The organism is Stutzerimonas sp. C6.4V (assembly GCF_058536345.1).
Genome location: NZ_JBZUBM010000002.1, coordinates 1,210,313 through 1,231,817, shown reverse-complemented (window position 1 = coordinate 1,231,817; position 21,505 = coordinate 1,210,313). Strand labels below are relative to the sequence as shown.

At 58.2% G+C, this 21,505-nt stretch carries 13 protein-coding genes; 2 read left to right on the top strand and 11 right to left on the bottom strand.

Annotated features, from left to right (window positions below; genetic code table 11):
* Positions 1–63: 63 nt before the first annotated feature.
* The 6 genes from AC4LFW_RS21380 to AC4LFW_RS21355 form a co-directional block, all read right to left on the bottom strand.
* Positions 64–1,206 carry an MBOAT family O-acyltransferase gene (locus AC4LFW_RS21380; protein WP_491821931.1) on the bottom strand — a complete coding sequence of 381 codons (1,143 nt, stop codon included), beginning with the start codon at positions 1,204–1,206 and terminating at the stop codon, positions 64–66.
* A 367-nt stretch (positions 1,207–1,573) separates the two neighbouring features.
* Positions 1,574–2,350: an ABC transporter permease gene (locus tag AC4LFW_RS21375; protein WP_491821929.1), complete on the bottom strand. Its 777-nt coding sequence runs from the start codon at positions 2,348–2,350 to the stop codon at positions 1,574–1,576.
* 196 nt (positions 2,351–2,546) lie between these two features.
* Complete coding sequence (locus AC4LFW_RS21370) at positions 2,547–3,839, bottom strand: DUF4214 domain-containing protein (RefSeq protein WP_491821927.1); 1,293 nt, start codon at positions 3,837–3,839, stop codon at positions 2,547–2,549.
* A 214-nt stretch (positions 3,840–4,053) separates the two neighbouring features.
* Complete coding sequence (locus AC4LFW_RS21365) at positions 4,054–5,736, bottom strand: DUF6311 domain-containing protein (RefSeq protein WP_491821925.1); 1,683 nt, start codon at positions 5,734–5,736, stop codon at positions 4,054–4,056.
* Positions 5,737–5,792: 56 nt separating this feature from the next.
* Positions 5,793–6,131 carry a DMT family transporter gene (locus tag AC4LFW_RS21360; protein WP_491821923.1) on the bottom strand — a complete coding sequence of 113 codons (339 nt, stop codon included), beginning with the start codon at positions 6,129–6,131 and terminating at the stop codon, positions 5,793–5,795.
* Positions 6,110–7,048 (bottom strand): glycosyltransferase family 2 protein, encoded by a 939-nt coding sequence (locus tag AC4LFW_RS21355; protein ID WP_491821921.1) that lies wholly within the window; start codon positions 7,046–7,048, stop codon positions 6,110–6,112. The genes AC4LFW_RS21360 and AC4LFW_RS21355 overlap by 22 nt, the downstream gene beginning before the upstream one ends.
* A gap of 522 nt (positions 7,049–7,570) precedes the next feature.
* Here AC4LFW_RS21355 and AC4LFW_RS21350 point away from each other — a divergent pair.
* Both AC4LFW_RS21350 and AC4LFW_RS21345 read left to right on the top strand, forming a co-directional pair.
* Positions 7,571–8,347: a SapC family protein gene (locus AC4LFW_RS21350; protein ID WP_491821919.1), complete on the top strand. Its 777-nt coding sequence runs from the start codon at positions 7,571–7,573 to the stop codon at positions 8,345–8,347.
* A 474-nt stretch (positions 8,348–8,821) separates the two neighbouring features.
* Positions 8,822–9,520 carry a transposase gene (locus AC4LFW_RS21345; RefSeq protein WP_491821917.1) on the top strand — a complete coding sequence of 233 codons (699 nt, stop codon included), beginning with the start codon at positions 8,822–8,824 and terminating at the stop codon, positions 9,518–9,520.
* Between the two features lie 1,215 nt (positions 9,521–10,735).
* On the opposite strand, the gene AC4LFW_RS21340 is transcribed toward AC4LFW_RS21345, so the two are convergent.
* From AC4LFW_RS21340 to AC4LFW_RS21320, 5 genes are all read right to left on the bottom strand, one after another.
* Positions 10,736–12,622: a DUF4214 domain-containing protein gene (locus AC4LFW_RS21340; RefSeq protein WP_491821915.1), complete on the bottom strand. Its 1,887-nt coding sequence runs from the start codon at positions 12,620–12,622 to the stop codon at positions 10,736–10,738.
* A 567-nt stretch (positions 12,623–13,189) separates the two neighbouring features.
* A complete protein-coding gene (locus tag AC4LFW_RS21335) occupies positions 13,190–14,818 on the bottom strand; it encodes a hypothetical protein (RefSeq protein WP_491821913.1) in 1,629 nt (542 codons plus the stop codon).
* A gap of 655 nt (positions 14,819–15,473) precedes the next feature.
* Positions 15,474–18,830 carry a glycosyltransferase family 4 protein gene (locus AC4LFW_RS21330; protein ID WP_491821911.1) on the bottom strand — a complete coding sequence of 1,119 codons (3,357 nt, stop codon included), beginning with the start codon at positions 18,828–18,830 and terminating at the stop codon, positions 15,474–15,476.
* Between the two features lie 258 nt (positions 18,831–19,088).
* On the bottom strand, positions 19,089–20,135 hold the full coding sequence (gene gmd, locus AC4LFW_RS21325) for a GDP-mannose 4,6-dehydratase (protein WP_491821909.1): 1,047 nt from the start codon (positions 20,133–20,135) through the stop codon (positions 19,089–19,091).
* Positions 20,132–21,505 carry a TolC family outer membrane protein gene (locus AC4LFW_RS21320; RefSeq protein WP_491822223.1) on the bottom strand — a complete coding sequence of 458 codons (1,374 nt, stop codon included), beginning with the start codon at positions 21,503–21,505 and terminating at the stop codon, positions 20,132–20,134. Before AC4LFW_RS21320 ends, gmd begins: the two co-directional genes overlap by 4 nt.

Genomic DNA, 21,505 nt, shown 5'->3' with positions numbered 1-21,505 from the left:
CGAGCAGCGCACCGCGTATAAAGGCTTTGGGACTTCGTCGGACTAAGGCCATCGACAGCTACGCTAGAAGTTAAAGTACAGAAACGCCCGGTCAGGTTCGCCAGCCATGACCTTAAGCACGACCACGATACCGGCGCCTATCAGCAGACCCCGCCCCCAACTGCCGAGAGCAAGGCACAGGGCACGGCTTCCGGGGGCGGTCAGTACCAGCAATAACAACCCCAGACTCACCCACGGCAAACCCTGGTCGACGCGCATCGACATCAGCTCACGCAAAATGGTCACTGCATCGAACTGCCACATCCAGCGCCAGTCGAGCAAGCCGGCATACATGTGCAGCGCCGTAGCCAGCGATTCGGCTCGAAACGGGATCCAAGCGAGCATAACGGCAACCAGCGTCAAGATCACAGCCGGTGCGCGTGGTATCCGCCACGGCACCAGCCGGGACCATGTATGGCTGAGCACTAGCATAGCGCCATGCAGCCCACCCCATAGAATGAACTGCCAACCGGCCCCATGCCATAAGCCGCCCAGGAGCATGGTCACCATCAGATTGCCATTGGCGCGAAACCGCCCCGCGCGGCTGCCGCCGAGTGGAATATAAAGATAGTCGCGGAGAAAGTGCGACAGTGTAATGTGCCAGCGCCGCCAGAACTCGACGATCGAGGCGCTCTTGTATGGGGAACGGAAGTTGACCGGCAAACGAATACCGAACATCAATCCCAGCCCGAGCGCCATATCGGCGTACCCGGAAAAATCGAAGTACAGCTGAAGGCCGTACGCAAGACCGGCCAGTAACACCTCCGGCCCCGACAACCATTCACCTTGGGCGGCCCGACTGAACAAACCGTCCACAGCCGGCGCCAGCGGGTCCGCAAGCAATACCTTTTTCATCAGCCCGACAATGAGCAGTGCCACTCCCAACTCCCAGGCGAGCGGCCTACGCAGCCAGCCGTGGCTGATCTGCGGAAGCATCGTACGCGCATGTACGATGGGTCCCGCAATCAGCTGTGGGAAGAAACTCACGAAGAAGCCGTAGTGAACCAAGCTGCCTGGTGACGACAAACGCCTGCGGTGCAGGTCAACCTGCCAAGCGATTTGCTGAAACGTGAAGAAGGAAATTCCCAGCGGCAGAACAATATTCCATTCCCGACTCTGCGGCAGGAAGCCAAAAAAGAACCCAGCGTATTTGTAATACCCGAGCACTGCCAGGTTCCCCACTACCGCAACTGTCAGCCAGAACTTGCCGCGATGCGCCGCGACTTTCTGACCGAGCAGATAGTTAGCCAGGACCGAGCCGATCAGCAGCGCAAGATATTGCCAGTTCCAGGCTGCATAGAAGTACAGCGAAGCAAGCAGCAGAACGGCCGGTGCGGCTCTTTCCATGCGAAAGCGACGCAATAGGAGAAAAAGCCCATACACCGTAGGCAGAAACAACAGCAAGAATGCATAAGAGCTAAAAATCATAAGCGCCGGTCTGGCAGTGCTAACCCTGACAAAAGGCGTCGGCGATTGCCGGACTCAAGCCATTGGGCAAGCGGTTCCATGTTCGATCATCGTGCCGAGAGCAGCCTTAGAGAAAGTCGCGGATGTCCCGCTCCAGCCGACGCCCGACCCAGATCGCGCCCACCAGCAGAACGGCGGCAATGATCGCGAGCAGCCCCAGTGCGACCAGGTTTGGCGGCTCGGTACCCAGCAGTGCACTGCGGTAAGCATTGGCCAAGTGGTAAAAGGGGTTCAGTTGCACAAGATGCTGCACGCTGTCCGGCAGGATTCCCGGAACATAGACGATTGGCGTGAGCCAGAACCAGAGCTGCACAACCACACCAACCATTTCTTTGATATCACGCAGAAAAACCGACAGGATGGCGCATACCAAACCCAGCGAAAAGGCTAACAACTGCATGCCTATGAATGTCGGAATCCACCACAGCAAGCGCAGGGAAAAGTCGAAGCCGATGGCCAATAGAAAGACCATAAAGAAGCTGGTTGAAATCAGATATAGCACCGTCTCGCTGAGAATCACGTAGACCGGCAAAGACCAGAGAGATAGACGAACCTTACCGATCAGGTGTGCCTTTTCGTGAAAAACCTGAGTGATTCGAGTGAGTGTTGCCGCAAAGCAATTCCAGGCAAGCAATCCGCTTACAAGGTAAATGCTGTATCCATATGGACCGAGATCCTGTCCCATGCCGCCAATGCGCATCCCCATAATGCGCGAGAAGACCAATGTAAAAATCAGGATGTTGATCAGCGGGAGGATAAAAGTCCAGGCCGCTCCCAGTACGGACGCAGAATGGCGGTCAACCAGATCCTGGCGGGTAAAGTTGAGTATGAGATTCCAGTTCATGTGCGCGCCGGTAAAAAAACAGGCGGGAAGAATACTCACAACGGCGGGATAAAAAAACCGCGTCTGACACGGCTAGCAACCGAAGCCCTCAGGCGGTGACTTATGTGCTGGGGGCACCCCGGGTCTGCAGAAGCAATCCTGCTCGAAAATGATCCGTTTGAAGCCGCCATGGCTCGAATGCGCCGTGTGTTTCACATCAACCCAGCCAGATTCCCTGGTCCAATGCACCGCTCACCTTGATCTGATTCTCCAGACTCTCGGAAAAGGAAGCCAGCATACCGGGGGCACTCATGCCTGCGGCCATCTCGCTCAACCAATAGCCGTAACCGGCCGAGTCAGGCGCGCGGTCCAGCACGTTAAGGTAGTAGCCCGTGATAAGCACCTCACTGCTCGGCTGACTGCCATATAGCGACTGGAATTCGGTGCTCTGGGTGAATGAATGCGCCACACCCTGCAGCGTCATGCCCGCGTCCATGTTATTAATCCAGTACTTGAGCCCAGCCAAATCCGGCTGACGATCGAAAGCCGCCTGGTAAAGGCGATACGCGCTTCCTGCGACCTGCCCCGCCCCTATATCGATGGCAAGCGTGCCATCCAAGAAGGACAGCCGTTCGATGCCGGTCAGATTGTCGACGTCCTGGGCAATGGTTCGGTTGTTAACAACCGCACGGCCCTGCCCCAGCATCACCGTATACTGACTGCGGACTGACGAAAAAACCAGGATGTCCAGACCTGCCCCGCCATCCACCGAATCCGCCGAAGGTGTCGCATAGAGGGTGTCGTTTCCGGCAGAGCCCTTGATTGCTCCGCTAGCCACCCACCCGGCCAACAACCCGTCGTTGGCGCTCATTGCAGCCACCAATTGCTCATAGGTGTAGCCGATGTCCGCCCAGTAGGCTTTCGTATCGGAGCCGCTGGAACGAACACCGATGATGGTTGGAACATCCCCATCAAAAACGAACAGAGGCCCACCGGAGCTGCCTGGTCCCATCAGCTGGTTGGCTCCGCCAGAAGAGGCTTGGTAGATCTGGTAGTAACTGTTGTGCTGCACCAACAATGCGCCGTACATCATGCCGCTGCTACCTTGCGGGTAGCCTATCTGATACGCCAGCTGTGTCGTGTCATAGCCAGGGGCAATCCCGAAATAACCCACCTGGTCGCCAATGGCGTGGTTGAGCCCAATGAGCGCTACGTCCGCCTGTGACTCAGCAAACGTAAGGGTCTGGTTGTCGCCATCGCTAAAGGTCTGCGAAGGGAAACCATTAATGGTCCAGCGAAGGTTGTCCAGCGTGATCAGCGAAGGGCTTTCATAACGGTAAGTGCTGGAATTGTAGTCAGCCCCTACCGCGATGCGGATGTCTCGGGCCCAACCGCCAGCGTCGGGATTATAGATAACGTGGGTCGCGGTCAGCACATCGTTGCGCCCGACCACTGCTCCCGTACCCAGCGCAACACTGCCATCTGGAAACGTAACGTACAGATGGGTCACGGCCCGGTATGGATAGGTACCCAGCTCGGTAATTTCTCGGTTCACGGTTTTCTCGGCATGCGTGCATGCACAACGGCTCGAGACGCGATAGTAACGATCAAGTCTGAACCGGCAAACCGAACCGGTTCACGTTTTGCCAGGCAACGCCGCCTTTCAGACAGCCGGCGGGCCAGCTAAAACCTGCACCTGCGTCACGGATCGCCAGAATACCGAACTAACCCGCCACAGGGACGATGCAGACAACCCCGATCGGCTCTTCGGCACACCATTGTTCGGCGCTTGTGCCCATGGCGGCGCGAATCTGCTCGTTTGAATAGTGCGATCGTTTGAAGACGAAAACTTCCCCAGCCACGCGCGGACGGCTGTCGATTTGGCCTTTCACAGCGCAGTCGCCTGCAACGCGGGCGATGAAGCCCGTATTGAACGGCACCGCATGCAGCGCAGTAAAGTACTGCAGGAACAACGCATCATCCCCCGGTGCCCCACACCCATAGGTAGGCAACAAATAAACGGCGCTTGCCTGTTCGATGCGCCTATCCCACAGGTCATGATCATAGGCAAATACCGGCTCGCGATGAGCCGCCTCGCTCAAGTAGGCGCGATGCGGAGCGGTGTCGGCATACTGGACTGCAACCAAAGCCAGCAGTATTAGACGATACGCAGGGTTCGGGCGCCTGAGAAAGAAACCAAGCGCCATCAACAGCAAGGCATAGCCAACTGGCCAGAAAAAACGCCCAGAGCCTCGGAAGATCCGGGTCAACGGCTCGACCAGCTCAGGTAGCGGGTATCTGAGCACCTCCACGCCGCCGAGATAGATGATATTGGACAGGGAGTAGGCAACCAGCCCCAGCAGCACCAGCGCCATCGGAATGTGCGATCTGATAAAAAGCAGCATACCCCTGGGCTGCGTCACGGCGGCAAAGCCAAGCATCAAAAGCAGCGCCAGTCCCAGATAGTTGTGTCCGTCGATTTGCAGTCCGGTCGCATCGAGCACTGTTCCTTCAGTGGGCAAAAAACCGCTGGGGGCCAGGTGAGTACCGAGCAGGGGCGACAACAGATTCATCGAGGACTCGGTGAAACCATTCTCCGCTGGCGGCAAGCCGCCCGAAACCGACATGAAACCGAGCGCCAGAAAGATCAGCAATAACAGCGGTATCGGGAGCAAGGTCAACGACACCGAGCGTGCCACGCCTGTCCGGGTACGCATGCGCCAGGCGTAGTCCAGCAGAGCAGCTCCATAGAGTGTGTACAGCATGGCCAGCAGGTACAGGTGGATGGCCGCCGACAGCAATAGCAGCAGCACCGCGCGCACGACGAAATACTTCAGCGAAACCCGTGCACCATTGAGCTGGTAGTAGAGCACCAACATAACGATCAACATGCACTGAGCAAGCAACGCCGCATGCGGGATGCGGATCATCAGTGCCGGCATCATCAGCGCAAACAAGGTTCCAGAGCAGAGCGCCGCTGGAGATCGTCCGGCGATCGTAGCGGCTGCCCATGCCCCCGCCATTCCTTGCAGCACATAACAGACGAACACCCAGACACCAAAGTAATGGCTTCCCGCTGGCAGCCATGCATAGATCGGTTTGAAGAGCAGCGCTGCCAACGGAATGCTGTCGGTGAACGCCACCGAGACGCCGTCAGGCGCATTGAGCAGCCGCGTGTGCAACAACGGAAATCGCCATTGATCCTGAGCAAATGCCCACATGCCCGTGATGTGCTGGGTCGGGTCGGTATGGGTGTTGAACCAGAACCCGGCGGTCCCGATAAAGAAATCGAGCGGGAACAAGTGCAAGGTGTAGAACACGGAAACCAGGCAAGCAGCCAGGTAGTAATGTCCGGATCGTAGCGGACGATCAAGCCAGGCTGTAACGGCAGAACTGAAGTGCGGCATCTAGAACGGATCGCGAAAGGGGTAAGGGCCCGTCACAGGCACACGGGGAATGACTGTTAATTCAGAACCAGCGCCATTCCGATGACAATCAGGCCGAGCCCCGCTGATTTAGCGAGCGTAATCGGCTCGCTGAACAAGAGGTAACCCAGCAGGTAAATAAGCATGAAGGTACAGGCAGCCATGAACGGTGCGGCGACCGACAGCGAATTTACCGCATAGATTCTTACCGTCAGCAGAAAGCTCAAGCCGTACAAGGCCACTGCGCCCACCAACCAGGGAGAAAACAGCTGGCCCCACAGCGTTTGGGCCGGCCCCTGCTGCCCGGCGAACTTGATCGATACTTGCGCGCCAACGTTCAGCAGTATCGCCAGCACTACAAGCGTGGGCTGTTGCATTTCGCACTCCGCTTGGCAGGCTTGCATACATATATCGGGCGCGACTTGATCTCGAAATAAATCTTGCCTACGTAGTGGCCGATAATGCCGAGGCTGGTCATGATTGAACCACCGATCAGGATCAGCAGTATATTCACCGTCGTGAAGCCCACCGCGGCGTGACCGGTCAGCTTTTGCAGCAAGGTGATGGCCACCATCAGCACACCGAAGCCAAGCGTGAAGCAGCCTAACCAGGTGACAATCGCCAAGGGGATAGTTGAAAAAGCCGTGACATTATTCAAGGCATAGCGCAGCAGGCCGAACTTGCTCCAGCGACTGACGCCTTCCCGCGCGTCGACATCGAAATGAAGCATCGCACTGTCGATGCCCAGCCAATTGACCAAGCCGCGGAAAAAACGATATCGCTCCGGCAACCCAAGGTATATATCGACAACCTGACGATCGATGAGCTTGAAGTCCGAATGCCCCTCGATATCAAAGCCAGACAATCGTCGGTATAGCGAATAGAAGCCCCGCGCCAGCAAGCCATCGAGCTTCGACGGATCGTTTCGCCGGCGCTTCACCGCTTCCACCACCTGAAACCCCGCCTGCCACTGAGCGATCATCTGTGGAATCAGGGCGGGTGGATGTTGAAGGTCGGCATCCAGCACCACGACCGCTTCCCCCTTCGCATGCTCCAGGCCAGCGAATACGGCAGCTTCCTTGCCGAAATTACGCGTGAACGCCAAAAGACGTACCCGAGGATCGCTCAACGCAAGCCGCTGAACCTCAGCAGCACTCTCGTCTGCCGAACCGTCATCCACCGCAATCAGCTCGAGGTCGTACTGCTCGGCTGCAGCCTCCGTCAATATGTGCTCAAGGTTATGAGCGATACGTGGCCCTTCGTTGTACACCGGCACCACGATGCTGATCAGCACTGATCCGACCTCTGGCTACACCTAAGAATGGGCGGCGATTATGGCATTCGCGCCAGCGGGCGGGCCAGTCTGAATCGCCCCGCTACGTAACGGGGCGCTTGCAAACAAGGTCGACGTAACTGAACAAAAAAGGACGCAGCGGCAAGGGGCATAGCGTAAACGGCGCCATGTGGCTTGGCGCGCCTTCATGGCCAGCCCTGCCCACCATCATGACGCCGGCGTCATGGTGCCAAAGGCGTGCCCGACCAGCGCGCATTGACTCACCGCGAGGTGAGCCGGCGTCAGCGAAACAATCCGGCATGCGGCCGGCTATTGAGCGCTTGTCACCTGCCACACATCGCCAACCTCAAGCCACCCCTTACAAAGCATCAACCCGCATCGAATCATCGGCACGGGCCAGGAGAGGCTCCGTTTCAAGCGGCGGGTTGGCCAAGCGGTGGATCAAGACCTAGCATAGGGGCACCATGCGGCGCTCGCTCCCGCTGAGCGAGCGCCTGTCACTCGCTCCCCGGAGGATCTCAGATGCCACCCCACGTACCTGTCTCGAAACAGCGCTACGGCAACCGACACTGGCAGCGTTTCTCGTCCTACGCATTTGCTGCGACCGATGCACTCGCGCCGCTGGTGCTGGCGGAGTTGCCCAAGGCCACCATGGCATTACCGATCGCTTTTATCGTCCAGAATGGACGTTTCGTTCCCGCAGCTTTGATGGGTTTGCAGCCAGGCGAGAACCTGATGGTATCGATCACCGGGCAGTGGCTGGGGCGTTACATCCCAGCCGCCTATCGCAGCTACCCCTTCCAGCTGCTGGAAGCAGAGGATGGCCAGCACGTCATGTGCATCGATGAAGCCAGTGGACTGATCAGCGAAGGCGCCACGGGAGAGCGTTTTTTTGAAGAAGATGGCCAGCCCAGCAAGGCGATCAGCGAGATTCTGACCTTTCTGCAACAAACCCATGTGAGCAAACAGGCAACCGAAGCGCCCACCGCTGCGCTGCAGAAATTCGAACTGATCCGCCCCTGGCCGCTGACCATCCAGAGCGCATCGGGCGAGCGGCGTTTCGATGGTTTGTTTCAGATCGACGAGAGTGTCTTGAATACTCTACCGGCAGAGGCCCTGGGAGAGCTGCGTGACGCAGGGGCGCTGGTCGTCGCCTATTGCCAGCTGCTCTCAATGCAGAACCTTGGCGAACTGGCCAACCTGGCCAAGGCGCGCAGTGCTGCGACGTCGACCGACTCAAATCACGGCGAGGATTTACGGAGCGAAGGTGAAACCTTCAGTTTTGGCAACCTGAAGTGAAGGCGAACACCGATCATTGCGGTACAGCTTTGGCGTTAGACACAACCACGCAAGGAAACTGACACGGGAACTTTCGCGCCCAGCGACGAACAAAGTTCGGCCATAAGGAACATGGCGGGCTAACCAGGTCGACGGGCCTGGTGCCTTGACCGAGTCGGCACCTCGGGCCAGGCCAAGGCAAGTTGGTGCTGGCCCGCCCTTAACCCCACCCGTCAGCCCGCCTCCCCGAGATCCGGCGAAGGTCGCACCAAGCAGAGCCACACGCGCTGATCCAGCACCCTACCTCGGAAATTTCATCGGCACCCGCCGACCTGAAATTGCCTTGTAGTGGGCTACACCCGGACACTCATTACAAGCACCTGCTTATGTCCACCTATACAGCTGCGGCAGGTCACAGAGTACCCATTCCACTATGGCCATCAAGAGGTTAGTAGCTCAGGCTCCGTGGATTAGTTTCTGATCCACGGAGGGGTTATGCCGCGCCAACCGCGGCTGGAGGTTGTCGGGCTGCCGCACCATGTGGTGCAGCGCGGCGTCGACCGCCAGGCCGTTTTCTTTGACCGCCAATGTTACTTGGCATATCTGCAGCTGCTCAGCGTCTATGCTGCTGACGCGGACGTGAGCGTCCACAGCTGGTGCCTGATGACCAACCATGTCCATCTCTTACTGACTCCGCATGCGCCCGGCAGCCTTAGCCGGCTGATGCAGCGACTCAATCGACTGTACGTGCAAAAGATCAACGCCAGATTCGAACGTACCGGACACCTGTGGGCGGGCCGATTCAAGGCCAGCGTAGTGAGTAACGAGCGCTACCTGCTTAGCTGCATGCGCTATATCGAGCTGAATCCCGTACGAGCCGGAATGGTGACTCACCCAGAAGCCTATCCATGGAGTTCTTGGCACGCCAATGTCGGCACGCGTCGCTCCGTGCTGGTAACGCCGCACCCTGAGTATCTTGCACTCGGCTCCGGTGCCGGCGAGCGCTACACGTGCTATCGGGCACTAGTCCTGCAACACGAAACGGAAGAAATGACTGCTCAGCTGCGCGATGCCACCCAGCAAAACGCGGCTTTCGGCTCACCACGCTTCGCCCGCGAAATCGAGCAGATGCTCGGGCGTGACGTGAGCATCAAACCTAGAGGACGACCCAAGAACTGCGCAAAGACGGAATAAGCTCCGAAAATGTACCTGACCCCTTTTCCATGACCCCTTTTCCATGTTCACTTCAGGACAGCTCTTCTTCCATAAGTACCATGTCCGTACGAACCTTAGTTTTTGAGTAGTTCAATGGCGGATATTCGCAATGGTTCCGAAAGTACCACCACAACAGCTGCCCCTCCGCTTGTAGCAACGAGCTTCCAAATCGTTGAAAGTCACAGACAGATATCGTAATAGGCCCGAACTCTTGAATTATATGCCCATACTTATGAGCATTCGCCTTGGTTGAAATCCATTTATGCCGCATCGCGTACCGCCTGGCGAGGGAAGTGCTCGTCTGGCCTATATAGATAATATCGCTCTCTCCTTTCAAACGCGGAAACGCTCGCTCACTGCGCCATACGTAAACTATTTTCTGTGCTCTATGCGCAGCTTCAGACTGTAAGACCGATTTGAAGGCGTCAGCAGTAAGCCGGTCAATACATCCAGGCAACCTCTCGAACTCGTTAAGCGCGTTGTAGAAAGCAGTCTGATCCATGCTATATCTCTAACATTTGAGTGGAAAATATACCTGCGGAAAGATATCCGGAAAAGCCACCTGGCCCTCTTACCTATGTAAACGTACCCGGCCCGTTTTTTCGTGCCCTGATGGGCCGGCGACATGCCAGAATATCGGCCGCTAGCAAATACCCGGAGAAGGAAGTGTTTGTATACATACTTATCATTGTCGGAATCGTGTTCTTGGGGCTAGCGCTCCGAGTACCTTTCCTGATGCGCAAGGACTATCTCGCAAAGAAGTACTGGAAGTCGCTACCCACCGTAGACGAGTACATGGCTGAAATGCCCAGCGGCAAAGGTCGCGGCATGTGCTGCCTCAAGTGTGGATCCAACCAGATATGGGAGCAGCATTTGATTGGCGGGCAACGCATCCATTATTGCAGGCAATGCAAGACGGACCTGTATGGCACTGCTGGTAAGCAGAAATAAGCACTAAAGATATGCTGCCGGACACCGGGAAAGGATGAACCATCAGCCAAGGAGCAGCAGGTCCATCACAACCGCCAAGCACATCCATGACGCTTTCCGGGTAAAGGGTCTTGACCCCTATTTCGCTTCCCCAAACGTAAAAACCCCGCCTCTTGTGAGAAGCGGGGTTTGTTTTGCAGCCTTGATAAAAGAGCCAGCTACAGAATGTACCTGACCCTTTTCCTCCCAGCGCTACTCGTTCACTTAGGCAATGTTGATCATGCCATTGGCGAAGGAGACGTTGTCGAGAGACTCGACGCCGGTCAGGGTGATGACTGCAACGTTATCGTTATCGGCAATCTCAGCGGCCGAGCCGAAGTCGGCAGTCTCGATTAGGGCCTGAACGCCGGTATCAGTCTGCACGAAGAAGATTTCTTTCGCGCCGTTATTACCACCGGTGATAACGCCAGTATCAGCATCAAAAGTTGCCGAGCTGTTCAGAGTCCAGCCGGAACCGACATAGATGCTGTCGCCTTTGCTAACGCTCAGAGCGAGGTCGTTGGTGCCCGAAACTTGCCCGACGGTCGTTGTGCCCGCAGTGTCTTTGGAACCAAAGAAGAACACCTCAGCGACTGCGTCGTCTCCTAGGCCATCTGCTATTGCAACTGCAGCGTCTGCACCGAACAGAGCGGCAGCAGCTTTATCTGCAGCGGCAGTGAGCGAATTGTAGGTCGCGACTACAGCCTTGATATCGCTCAGCAGTGCATCGGCAGCTTTGGCGTCAGCGAGGGTTTCCTGAGCATCGGCGTTGGCTGCGAACTTCGACAGGTAAGCATTATCGAGTGCGGTTGCTACATCGCCTTCGACCAGTCCTTGTACTTTTTCCTGCGCTTTAGTCAACGCAGTTTGAGCCTTGGCATCGGCCTGGGCCTGAGCAGCCAGCTCGGCTACAGCGCTGAAGCCTTCGAACGAGGAGAAGGCGGAAGTAACGGCAGTCACCTGGGTCGAAGTGGTGCTCTCGGCAGACAGGAAGGCATACAGTTCTTCAGCAGTGATGGTCTTGTCGCCAACAACAGGGCCACTTGAATCAACAGTGTCATCGATCGCGGAGAAGTTGGCTGCCGACAGCTTGCTGGCGGCCTCGGCCCACTTCTCACCCTGAGTAGTCGCGACAGCCTGCAGCTGTGCAGTGCGCAGATTAACCGCATCGAGATCCACTTCTTCCGAGGCGGCTGCCTTGGCGGCGGCGCTTTCGAAATCACGCACGGCAGCCAGGGCACCGGTCACGCCGTTTACCAAAGCGGTACGTGCTGCAGCCAGATCGCTGGCCGCTTCACTGGCAATGGTGGTGAAGATAGCAGTCGACTGGGTGGCGGTTCCGTCTTCCAACATAACGGCGTCGCGCACAGCTTGGGCATTTTCTAGGGCAGTCAGCGCCTCTGCGAAAGAGATCTTCTTGTCCGCGGGGGCGCCAGCCGATCCATCCAACTCCTTCACGTCTGCTTCGAGGTCAGCCTCTTTGTTCAGACCGACCACTTTTTCATTCAGCGCGACCAGCTTGTCGATGTTGCTCTGACTCTTCTCGAAATCTGCTACCTGCTTAGCAGCCACAGCAGCGGCCTGAACCTGAGCAACAGCTTCCGGAACCGCTACGCTCGGCAGTTCGGTCAGCTTGCCAATAGCATCGGAAACAGAAGTAGAAGTGGCGTTCACACCGGCGATAGCAGCAGCGGCATCAGCCAGGGAGAAATTGCTGCCAGCAACCTGAGTGTAGATATTGGAAACCAGAACCTTGTTCGCCACAACCTGGGCATCAGTAGCCGCAGCGCCGCTGATGAAAGCAACCAACAGCTGGTCAGCATTGACCGAAGCACCGCCGCCGGTGGTCCAGTAGGCTAGGCCGGCAGCATCCGGAGCACGCCCGAACAGGTTGTTGTAAATCTCGATGACGGTTTCTTCACGAGTCAGACCGCCGTAGATATCGGCGTATTCGGCTTGCTCGTTAACGAAGTTGGCACGAAGGTTTTCGAGGGTCAGGGTGGGTTGCTCAGCGTTCAGCTCAGCCATCCAGTAGTCCAGGCCGGACTGGTCAGCAGCACGTCCGAGGTACGCAACATAAAGCTCTTGCACTTGTGCAGAAGTAACAGCCATTACTTTAAATCTCCAATTTGAGTCGAATCGACATTCAGGCTTCCAATCCGGAACAGAGCCCGTCGGCCCCGGCCTGTTGCCATGCCCCATCGGGGCACAGCCCCCTCAATGGGAAGTCGGCTTAAGCCGACGCAGCTGAGAAAACGACCAGGCGATCTAAAATCACATTGCCAGCCTTCGCAACTGCGGAGTGAGCATACCGAAGCGGTTCGTGGAATAACAAGTACCTGACGCCAAGAATGATATGGACGCCTTATGGCTTTATTAGCCAAAAACTATGGAACTGGTTGTTAGATGATCAGACCCGACCGGTCGGGATCGCTGCTTTCGAGCGACAACAAAAGGGCTAGAGCCCGCGCCGCGCCTGACCGAATCGACATACACTCGCCCATGCACCGCAACAGCTCGATGTGACCTATTCCGCAACTAGCCAAGCCGACGAGCGGCTGGCTTTTGCAGTGATCAATGCTGGCTTAAGCCATGGCGAGGACACAAAAAAGCCCCACCTCCTTTCGGAGGTGGGGCCCGTTCACGCCACAGGTGCGGCCAATGGCCGCTAGCTGACTGTCAGGCGGCTGGGGCTACCGGCGCGGTACCGATAATCAGATTGCCACCCTGGTTAAGGGTCGAGGCGACACCGGTCAGCTCGATCAGGCCGTCCCCTGCATTCACCGTCGCATCGCTGCTGGTGTAGATGTAGCTGTTGCCGCCATAGGTGAAGTTAGCGGCGTTTTCGCCACTTTCCAGCCCCTGAGCAACCATACTCAGGGCTTCGGCCAAGGAGCCGGAACCGCTGATGTTGCCCAGCTCTATGTTGTTGAAGCTGGCGAGCGTGACATCGGTAAGACCCAACACGTCCTGGGATGTGTTGAAGTCCGTCACCATGACCATGTTCGCCGTCAGCGATGTGTTCGCCGCCTCGATCTGGGCGGCAGTTGCACCAGCACCCAGGTTGAGGTTTTCACCGGCGAGGTTGCCCAACGATGCCACTTCCAGGCGGTCATTGCCCTCACCCAAGGTGATCGACGTCGACCGGGCGTCTGTGGACGCAGCAGTAGCAGCATTGGCGGTCAGGTTGACGGTATCGTTGCCTGCTCCCGCATCCACGGTGAGTGCGCCATTACCGGACACCACCGTCAGTACGTCATTACCCGCTCCACCCATGACGCTGAGGGTGTCGCCTTCACCCACCGCACCCACGGTCAGGGTGTCGTTACCACTGCCGCCCATGACGCTGGTCAGTTCGGTAAAGCCTGCCGCCGAAGCGTCGATGGTCAGATTACCGGTCGAACCGGAGGCATCGATGGTTTCAAGATCGGTCAGGTCGGACAGCGCGACCGTGGTGTTGGAGGTAAGGCCGAGAGTGAGCGATGTGATGTCAGTCTCGGTAGTCGGATCCGCCGGATCATCCGTGGTACCGGCCACAGTGGACAGGGTGAGCGTAGAGCTCGTTGCGCCAGCTGCCCCTACCGACCCCGTGATGGTCACGTCATGCACGTTGCCACCGGCCTGGTTGGCCAGATTCAACGTCACGCCATCGGGTACGTTGGTGAGCGTGATATCGGCCGAAGTGCCATAGAAGTTCGGGTTCAGCGGACCAGTAGCACCCGAGCCGAAGGTAGTGCCGAAGTTGGCCTTTGCCTGGCTCAGCGCGGCATTCGTCGCTGCGTTGATCGAGGCGTATTCGCCAGTACCGCCTACGGTGTAGATCACATCTCCCGCAGCATTGGTGGATTGCTCGATAGCATAGGCATCGGTTGCCTGGGACAGCTGAGCAGTCAGCTCGGTGCCAGAAAGGCTAGAGCCCGCGTACGCCTGGGTGACTGCCTGAGCTACCGCTACCTTGTTGTCAACGATCAGTCGGTCGGTCGGGGACGCTGCGTTCAGAAACGCAGACACCAGCTGATCGGTGTTGACGTTCGAGTCATAGGTCCAGTACGCCACTTCGGCGTCACTGGGCGTACGGCCAAAGACGTTCTGATAGATCTGGGAAACGGTCTGCTGCCGATTCAGCCCGGCATACGCATCGGCGTATTCTGGCTGCTCGTTGACGAAGTTTGAGCGCAGGTTTTCAAGGGTGAGGGTGGCATTTTCGGCATTGAGCTCACTGAGCCAATAATCGAGACCTGCCTGGTCGGCAGCGCGGCCCAGGTAGCCCACGTAGAGTTGTTGAACTTGTTGTGCGGTAACAGCCATTACTTCATCTCCATAGTCGATTCAGATCTACAGGCTTGCACAGAAGCGAGACCCGTCGGCCCCGGCCTGTTTGCAACCCCTGGGGCATAGCCTCCCTGATGGGTTTGCTGGCTTGCGCCTGCTTCAAGAGAGTAACCGCAGAAACGAATTGTTCTATGGGGGCAGTCAATTAACCGACGATCGGTAAGCCGAACGGCTTAATCGTCAATAGAACGGCGCATTTGATCGAGCCTGAGCGCCATGATTAGGTCGCTCGGCATCCGACCGATGTACAGAGCCCATCGATTAGCGATGAGTGCGTGGGTTGGGTTTGATCAATATATATTCGCGGGCATGGCCCGCTCCTACGGGGCGGAGTCCAGGCGAGACATCGAGGCATGGCCTGCGACGCGTTCGCGGGCATGGCTTGCTCCTACGGGGCGGGGTGCAGGCGAGACATCGAGGCATGGCCCTGCGATGCGTTCGAGGGCGTGGCCCGCTCCTACGGGGGCGGAGTGCAGGCGAGATATCGAGGCATGGGCCTGCGACGCGTTCGCGGGCGTGCCCGCTCCTACGGGGCGGAGTGCAGGCGAGACATCGAGGCATGGGCCGCGACGCGTTCGCGGGCGTGGCCCGCTCCTACCGGGAGGGGCCAGGCGAGCAATGTTCAACGCGGTCAGGCCTCGGTAGCAAGGGCAACGAGCAGGTTGCGCAAGCGTGCCGAAACGGTCGACCAGGCATGGGTTCGCAGCCATTGCTTTTGCTTAGCCTCGGGCCGTTGCTGGAGAAACAGGCCTAACCCTTTGGCCAAGGCTTCGCTTGAGGTCCCCGGCAAGAAGGTCACGGCTTCAGCCACGTCTTCGAAGATGTCCAGTGGCGTGCAGAGTACCGGATTGCCGGTACTGAGCCCCCAACGGACCGCAGCGCTGGAGGATTCCTGGGTGTGCTGGTAGGGGAAAACGATGCAATCGGCCATGCCCAGCCAGGCCAACGAGTCGGCATCTTCTAGGTAGTCGCTGACCAGCGTCACGCGCCCGGCCAAGTCGCTCTGTTGTATCCGCACCCGGCAGCTCGCAACGAGCTCAGCCGATGCGGGCACCGGATATTCGGCGTTGACTAGCAGGAGGTGCAGCTGCGGATTCTGGCGCGCCGTTATGGCAAATGCCTCGATCAGCTCCGGCACGCCTTTGTGTGGCAGCAGGAAACCGTAGCTCGCTATCACCGTTTTGCCTTTTAGACCCGCCGCCAGTTGCTCAGGGCCAGGCGCAGGCGGGGGCGTGTCGATCACGCCGTGAGGGAACAGCAGCAGATTGTCCGGCAGACCGAAGTCCAGCAAGCGATTGAGGTCGCCAACGCTATGCACGAGCAGACGGGCGCAGCCGGCCAGGGACTCGCGCAAGTCACGCAAGCTCTTCAGCACTTTTCCATGGCGGACATCAGCGGTGGAATGGAAGGTCACCAACGTGCGCATTCCGCGTGCGTGAGCCCAGTCCAACAGGCCAGCAAACGCCTGCAACGAGAAAAAAGAGAAGTTGAATTGAATCAGCAAGGTGTCCACGCCGGCACGCTCGATCGCAGTCTTCAGGCGCTGCAAATCATCGCGATCACCGGTCGTCCAGCAGCGTTCGACATGCGGCTCGTCAGCTGAAAAAAGCTGGGCGTCGTCATTGGCGAAAACATGGCATTCGGTACCGAATGCCGGCTCGATCAGCTTGCGACTATAGGTCGCAATCCCGCAGGCGCTGTTCCACGAGCTAATGCAACCGAGTCGTGGGGCTGGCTTGAGCAGCGCCTGGTGGCTCGCCTCAAGAATCGCGCGCTCGCTGGCCGAAGCGACCTGCGCCCAGCAGAACCGATCACGAATCAACGTCTCGGCCGCTGTTACCCGGGTAGCCGTCATGGCTGGCAAGGCCTTGTCTTTCCACGCGGCGTGAAAGCCGGACAACAGACTGGCCAGGTGATCAGCATCGGGCTCGAACCAGACGGAAGGTCCGGCCTGCAAGTGCGTGCGAGCACGGGCATAGCGATAGTCGATAAGCCAGGCGGTTTTCGGCGTGCAGAAGTCCCGTTGGCCGCCGTTTCCGGTCGTGATGACCGGACACCGATGCAGCATGGCTTCCGCCATTGGCAGGCCGAATCCCTCCCCACGGGACGGTGCCACGAGCACATCGGCTAGCTCATATAGCGCCCGTATTGCAGCGTCAGGCAGATCGGCATTGATCAGCTCAACTTCTGGCGCGTCGGGATACTCGGCTCGCCATTTTTTCAGATCCTGTCCGATGTCATGGTGCGGGTTGGGAAAGGTCTTGATGATCAACACCACGGCGTCCTGCGCGGTGAACGCTGCGGCATAAGCGCGCAGCAAGACGTCAACGCCCTTGCGTGGAAAACACGACGAGACGTGTAGCAGCTTGAGCCGATCGGTACTGGCCTTGGGTATCGCAGGGAGCAGGCCCGGATCCGGTTCGACCCGCAGAATATGGTCGGCACCCAGTCCAACTGTGGCCAGAGGCGCGGTCACGCCGTTATCGACCAGCGTTCGGGTGACCCAGCTGGACATGCTGGTGACCAGATGCAGCTGGTGATTGAAATCATGACAATACTGTTCGGGCAGGCAGGATTCTTCCCACCCATAGCAGGACAGGACATTCATTGCGCCCTGCATGTCCGTCACGCGGGGCGGATAGAGCAGACGCAGGACATTTCGAGCGGGCAGGTCCTTGCGCGCGTGCATGGCCTGGCAGTCCGGGTTTGCAGCCAGGAAGTGACCGTCCACCGTTACCGGCCCTGGCCCCTCTGTGCCCCGAAGGGCGACCTGTTTACCCGTCTCACTCAACGCGCGAGCCAGTTCACGATTGACCAATGCGAGGCTGTAGCTGCTGTCGAACGGGCCCTCTATGCGGTAATCGACAGCCCTGACTGGCACCTGCTGAGCCGGGAAGCTATGCGCGGGCAAAACAATTTGAAATGGCGTGAGGTAGTCGCGCAGGCGGTCATAGAGGCTCTGGTAGCTGAAGGCAGCCAGCCGCGCGTCTCCGCGCCGGCAGAGGTAGCTGCGCAACGCCGGGTTTTCAATCAGCTGTCCGATCGCCGCAGCGCATGCTTGCGGCTCGCAGCTGTCGAGCAAGAGTCCAGCGCTGTCGAGCGTGTGGGCGATATTGCTGTTCGCTGCGTTGTAGGCAATAACCGGGAGGCCATGGACCATGGCTTCGATCAATGGCATACCGAAGCCTTCATGGCGGCTCATGGAGACGAACAGGTCGCTGCGACCGTACAGCTCAACTAGAGTCGTGTCGTCTACCTTGCCCGTCAGCGTAACGAAATCGGCCACGCCCAGCTCATCGATGCGCGCCTGTATCTGCTGGGCGTACTCAGGCACTGTGAAACCGCCAACAATATACAGATGAAGCGGGACGCGAGCCTGCCGCAATAACTGCGCGAACGTTTCGACCAGCGCGAGCTGGTTTTTGTGAGGCATTACGCGGCCGACAAACAGCAACGTGAAAGGGCGCGGACTGTCGTAGGCCTTGACCGAGCCGGGAGCCAGGCGCTCCAGATCCACCAACAACGGAATCTCGACCGACCTCGATGGCTCGTAACCCCGCTGCAACAGTTCTTCAAGATTCTGCCGAGAGTCGGCGATGCTGCCAGTGAGCCAATCCTTCCAATTGGCGACCTGCTCCCAACCATGGGCAAGCATGGGTTGGATGGGGTGCTCGGGTGGGAAGAGTTCGCTCGGCGTGATGTTGTGGAACACCATGAACTTGGCTTCAGGAAGCTGCCGAAGCCAATCCTCATGGCTATTGCTAATACCATGATGGATCAGCAGCGCATCGGCATCGCCGGGTACATACTGTTCCATCGGCAGGACGTCCCCAAGCAACGAGTCGGCGATGCCAGCGCAGTAAATATCTGAACGAACCCCAGCTAAACGAAGCAGCTTGCGCGTCAGCAGCATGCCGTTGGTGATGCCGTCACCTGGTGTGCAATCGATAGCGAATTGGTGAATAGTCGGAGGGGATAGAGCGTGCATTGACTTGCCTGTGATCGTTCGAAAATGTGCTGCAGGCGCTGGGTGGGATTGGCTCTCTAGCCTGACCATCGCGCCCGCCTCGACCGTAGCGATTAGCCTTCGGTGCGGGACCCGTTCGCGGCCATGGGCGATCCTACAGGGGAAGCGGGCCACTGGCAGCCGAATCCAACGCCAACCCGCGTGGGAGCGGGCCATGCCCACGGGCCAATCCCAACTACCGAGGCGGCCTGTTTGCGGCCATGGGCCGCTCCTACAGGGTTAGAACGACTTACCGCTTTGAACACGCTTGAGGTCAGCATCCACCATCAACTGACAGAGCTGCTCAAGGGTGGTCTTCGGCTCCCAGCCCAACGCCTGCTTCGCTTTCTCGGGGTTACCGATAAGCAGATCCACCTCTGCCGGCCGATAGAAGCGCGGATTGACTTGCACAACCGTCTTGCCAGTCTGGCTGTCGATCCCCCGCTCGGTTTCGGCACTACCCTGCCAGTCAAGCTGGATATCCACAGCCTTGAACGCCAGCGAGACAAAATCGCGAACGGTTTCGGTGCGATTGGTAGCCAGCACGAAGGTGTCAGGCGAATCGACCTGCAGCATGCGCCACATGCCCTCGACGTATTCCTTGGCAAAACCCCAGTCGCGCTTGGCGTCGAGGTTGCCCAGCTCCAGCACTGGCTGCATCCCTAGAGCAATACGAGCTGCCGCGTCGGTGATCTTACGCGTCACGAACTCTTTACCACGCAACGGAGACTCGTGGTTGAAGAGAATGCCGCTAGTGCCGAAAATCCCATAGGACTCACGGTAGTTGATGGTCATCCAGTGCGCGTAGAGCTTGGCCACGCCATAGGGGCTACGCGGGTAGAACGGTGTCACCTCGGTCTGGGGGATCTGCTGGACCTCACCGAACATCTCCGAGGTCGAAGCCTGATAGAAGCGGATCTTTGGATTAACAATACGGATCGCCTCAAGCAGGTTGACCGCGCCAAGACCGGTAATCTCTGCGGTTGTGATCGGCTGATTGAACGACACGCCAACAAAACTTTGCGCAGCGAGGTTATAGACCTCGTCAGGCTGTGCTTCTTCCATCAGGCGGATGCTCGCGCCCAGGTCCGTCAGGTCATGCTCAACCAGCTCAAGATTCGTATGGCCTAAAGCGCCCACCTCTTCCAGGCGCCAGAAGTTGACCGAACTGGTCCGGCGGTAGGTGCCGAACACTTTGTAGCCCTTTTCCAGCAGCAACTGAGTGAGGTACGCACCGTCCTGACCCGTGATGCCGGTGACGATTGCGGTCTTGCTGTTCATGCTCATTCCGTTGTTTTCCGTTCCAAGGCTCGTGCATCTTCGCTGCGAGCCAACCACACGTTGACGTTTTCGACGCTCTGCTCGGACAACCTGCCGGCCCAACGATTCAATACCAACAGGTTTGTAATGAAGTCGTACTGAGCTTTCAGCAAATCGCGGCGAGCCGCATATTCGTTCTGCACGCTGGTCAGCACATCAACCGCATTGACTACGCCGTACTGAAACCCTTTCTCGGCGGCCGCGCTGGATTTTTCCGCAGATTCGAGCGCATTACGTGTGGCACGTATGCGGTCCACGCTGGATTGCGCCGTGAGGTAGGCACCGGTGGTTTCCTTGACAACCTGTCGGCGTATGGCTTCCAGCTCCTGCTCGGTTGCGAGGCGTTCGTTATACAGGGCCCTGACCCGCGCGGAGGTCGATCCACCGCTGTACAAGGGTATCTGGACACCAACGCTGGCGACGTAGCTGTCGGAGAGCGGCGCCAGGGTGTTGTCATAACCGACATCGCTGCGTTGAGCACTGAGATTCAGGCTCAACTGGGGGTAATGCCCGCCTTTGCCTTCACGCACAGCAGCCTCGGCCGCCGCAAGCGCACTTTCTCGCGCCTTTAGCGCCGGATTTGTCGCAACGGCACGGTCGATCCATATATCGAGGCTCTCACCTGGTACTTGCAGCGCGACGTCCTCGCGGATACGGCTAAGTTTTTCCGCAACAGTCCTACCAACCAGCTCGGAAAGATCTTCACGGCTGAGCCGGACCTGATTGCGCGCCTCGACTTCCTGAGCAGCCAACGCATCAACTCGGGCCTTGAGATCGAGCACGTCGGTAACCATCGCCAACTTTCGCTCGTACAACGCATTAACACGATCAAGGTTCTTCTGCGTCGCACGGCGTTCGGCCATGACCAGCTCCAGCTCATCGTCGGATGCCAGCGCCACAAAATAGCGCTGCGCGAGATCGACCGTAGCCTCGGCTTGGGCGTCGACCGCTTGAAACTCGCCTTGGCGCGCCAGACTTTTGAACTTCTGATAGTTTTCCCAGGCGGCCTTGTTATAGATGTGCTGAGTCAGGCTGACCACGTAGCGCTCGTTGTTGTATACCTGTTCAGTCGTTCGGTTGTCATACTTGGTGCGATTGAGCGACCCGCTGGCATTGAGCTGTGGCAGAAGACCGCCGAAGGCTTCGCGCTGGCGAGCCTGCCCGCCAACGGCCCGTGCATAAGCAGCAAGGACTCGGGGGTCCTCCAGCCGCGCCTCACGGTAAAGCGACATGAGGTCGGTGACGTAGGACGACGCGCTGACGCTGGGGCTGGAGGGGGCCGTCTCGGGCGCTGCTCGCGATGACGTGGCCAGCGATGCTAGCAAGATGCATAGGAT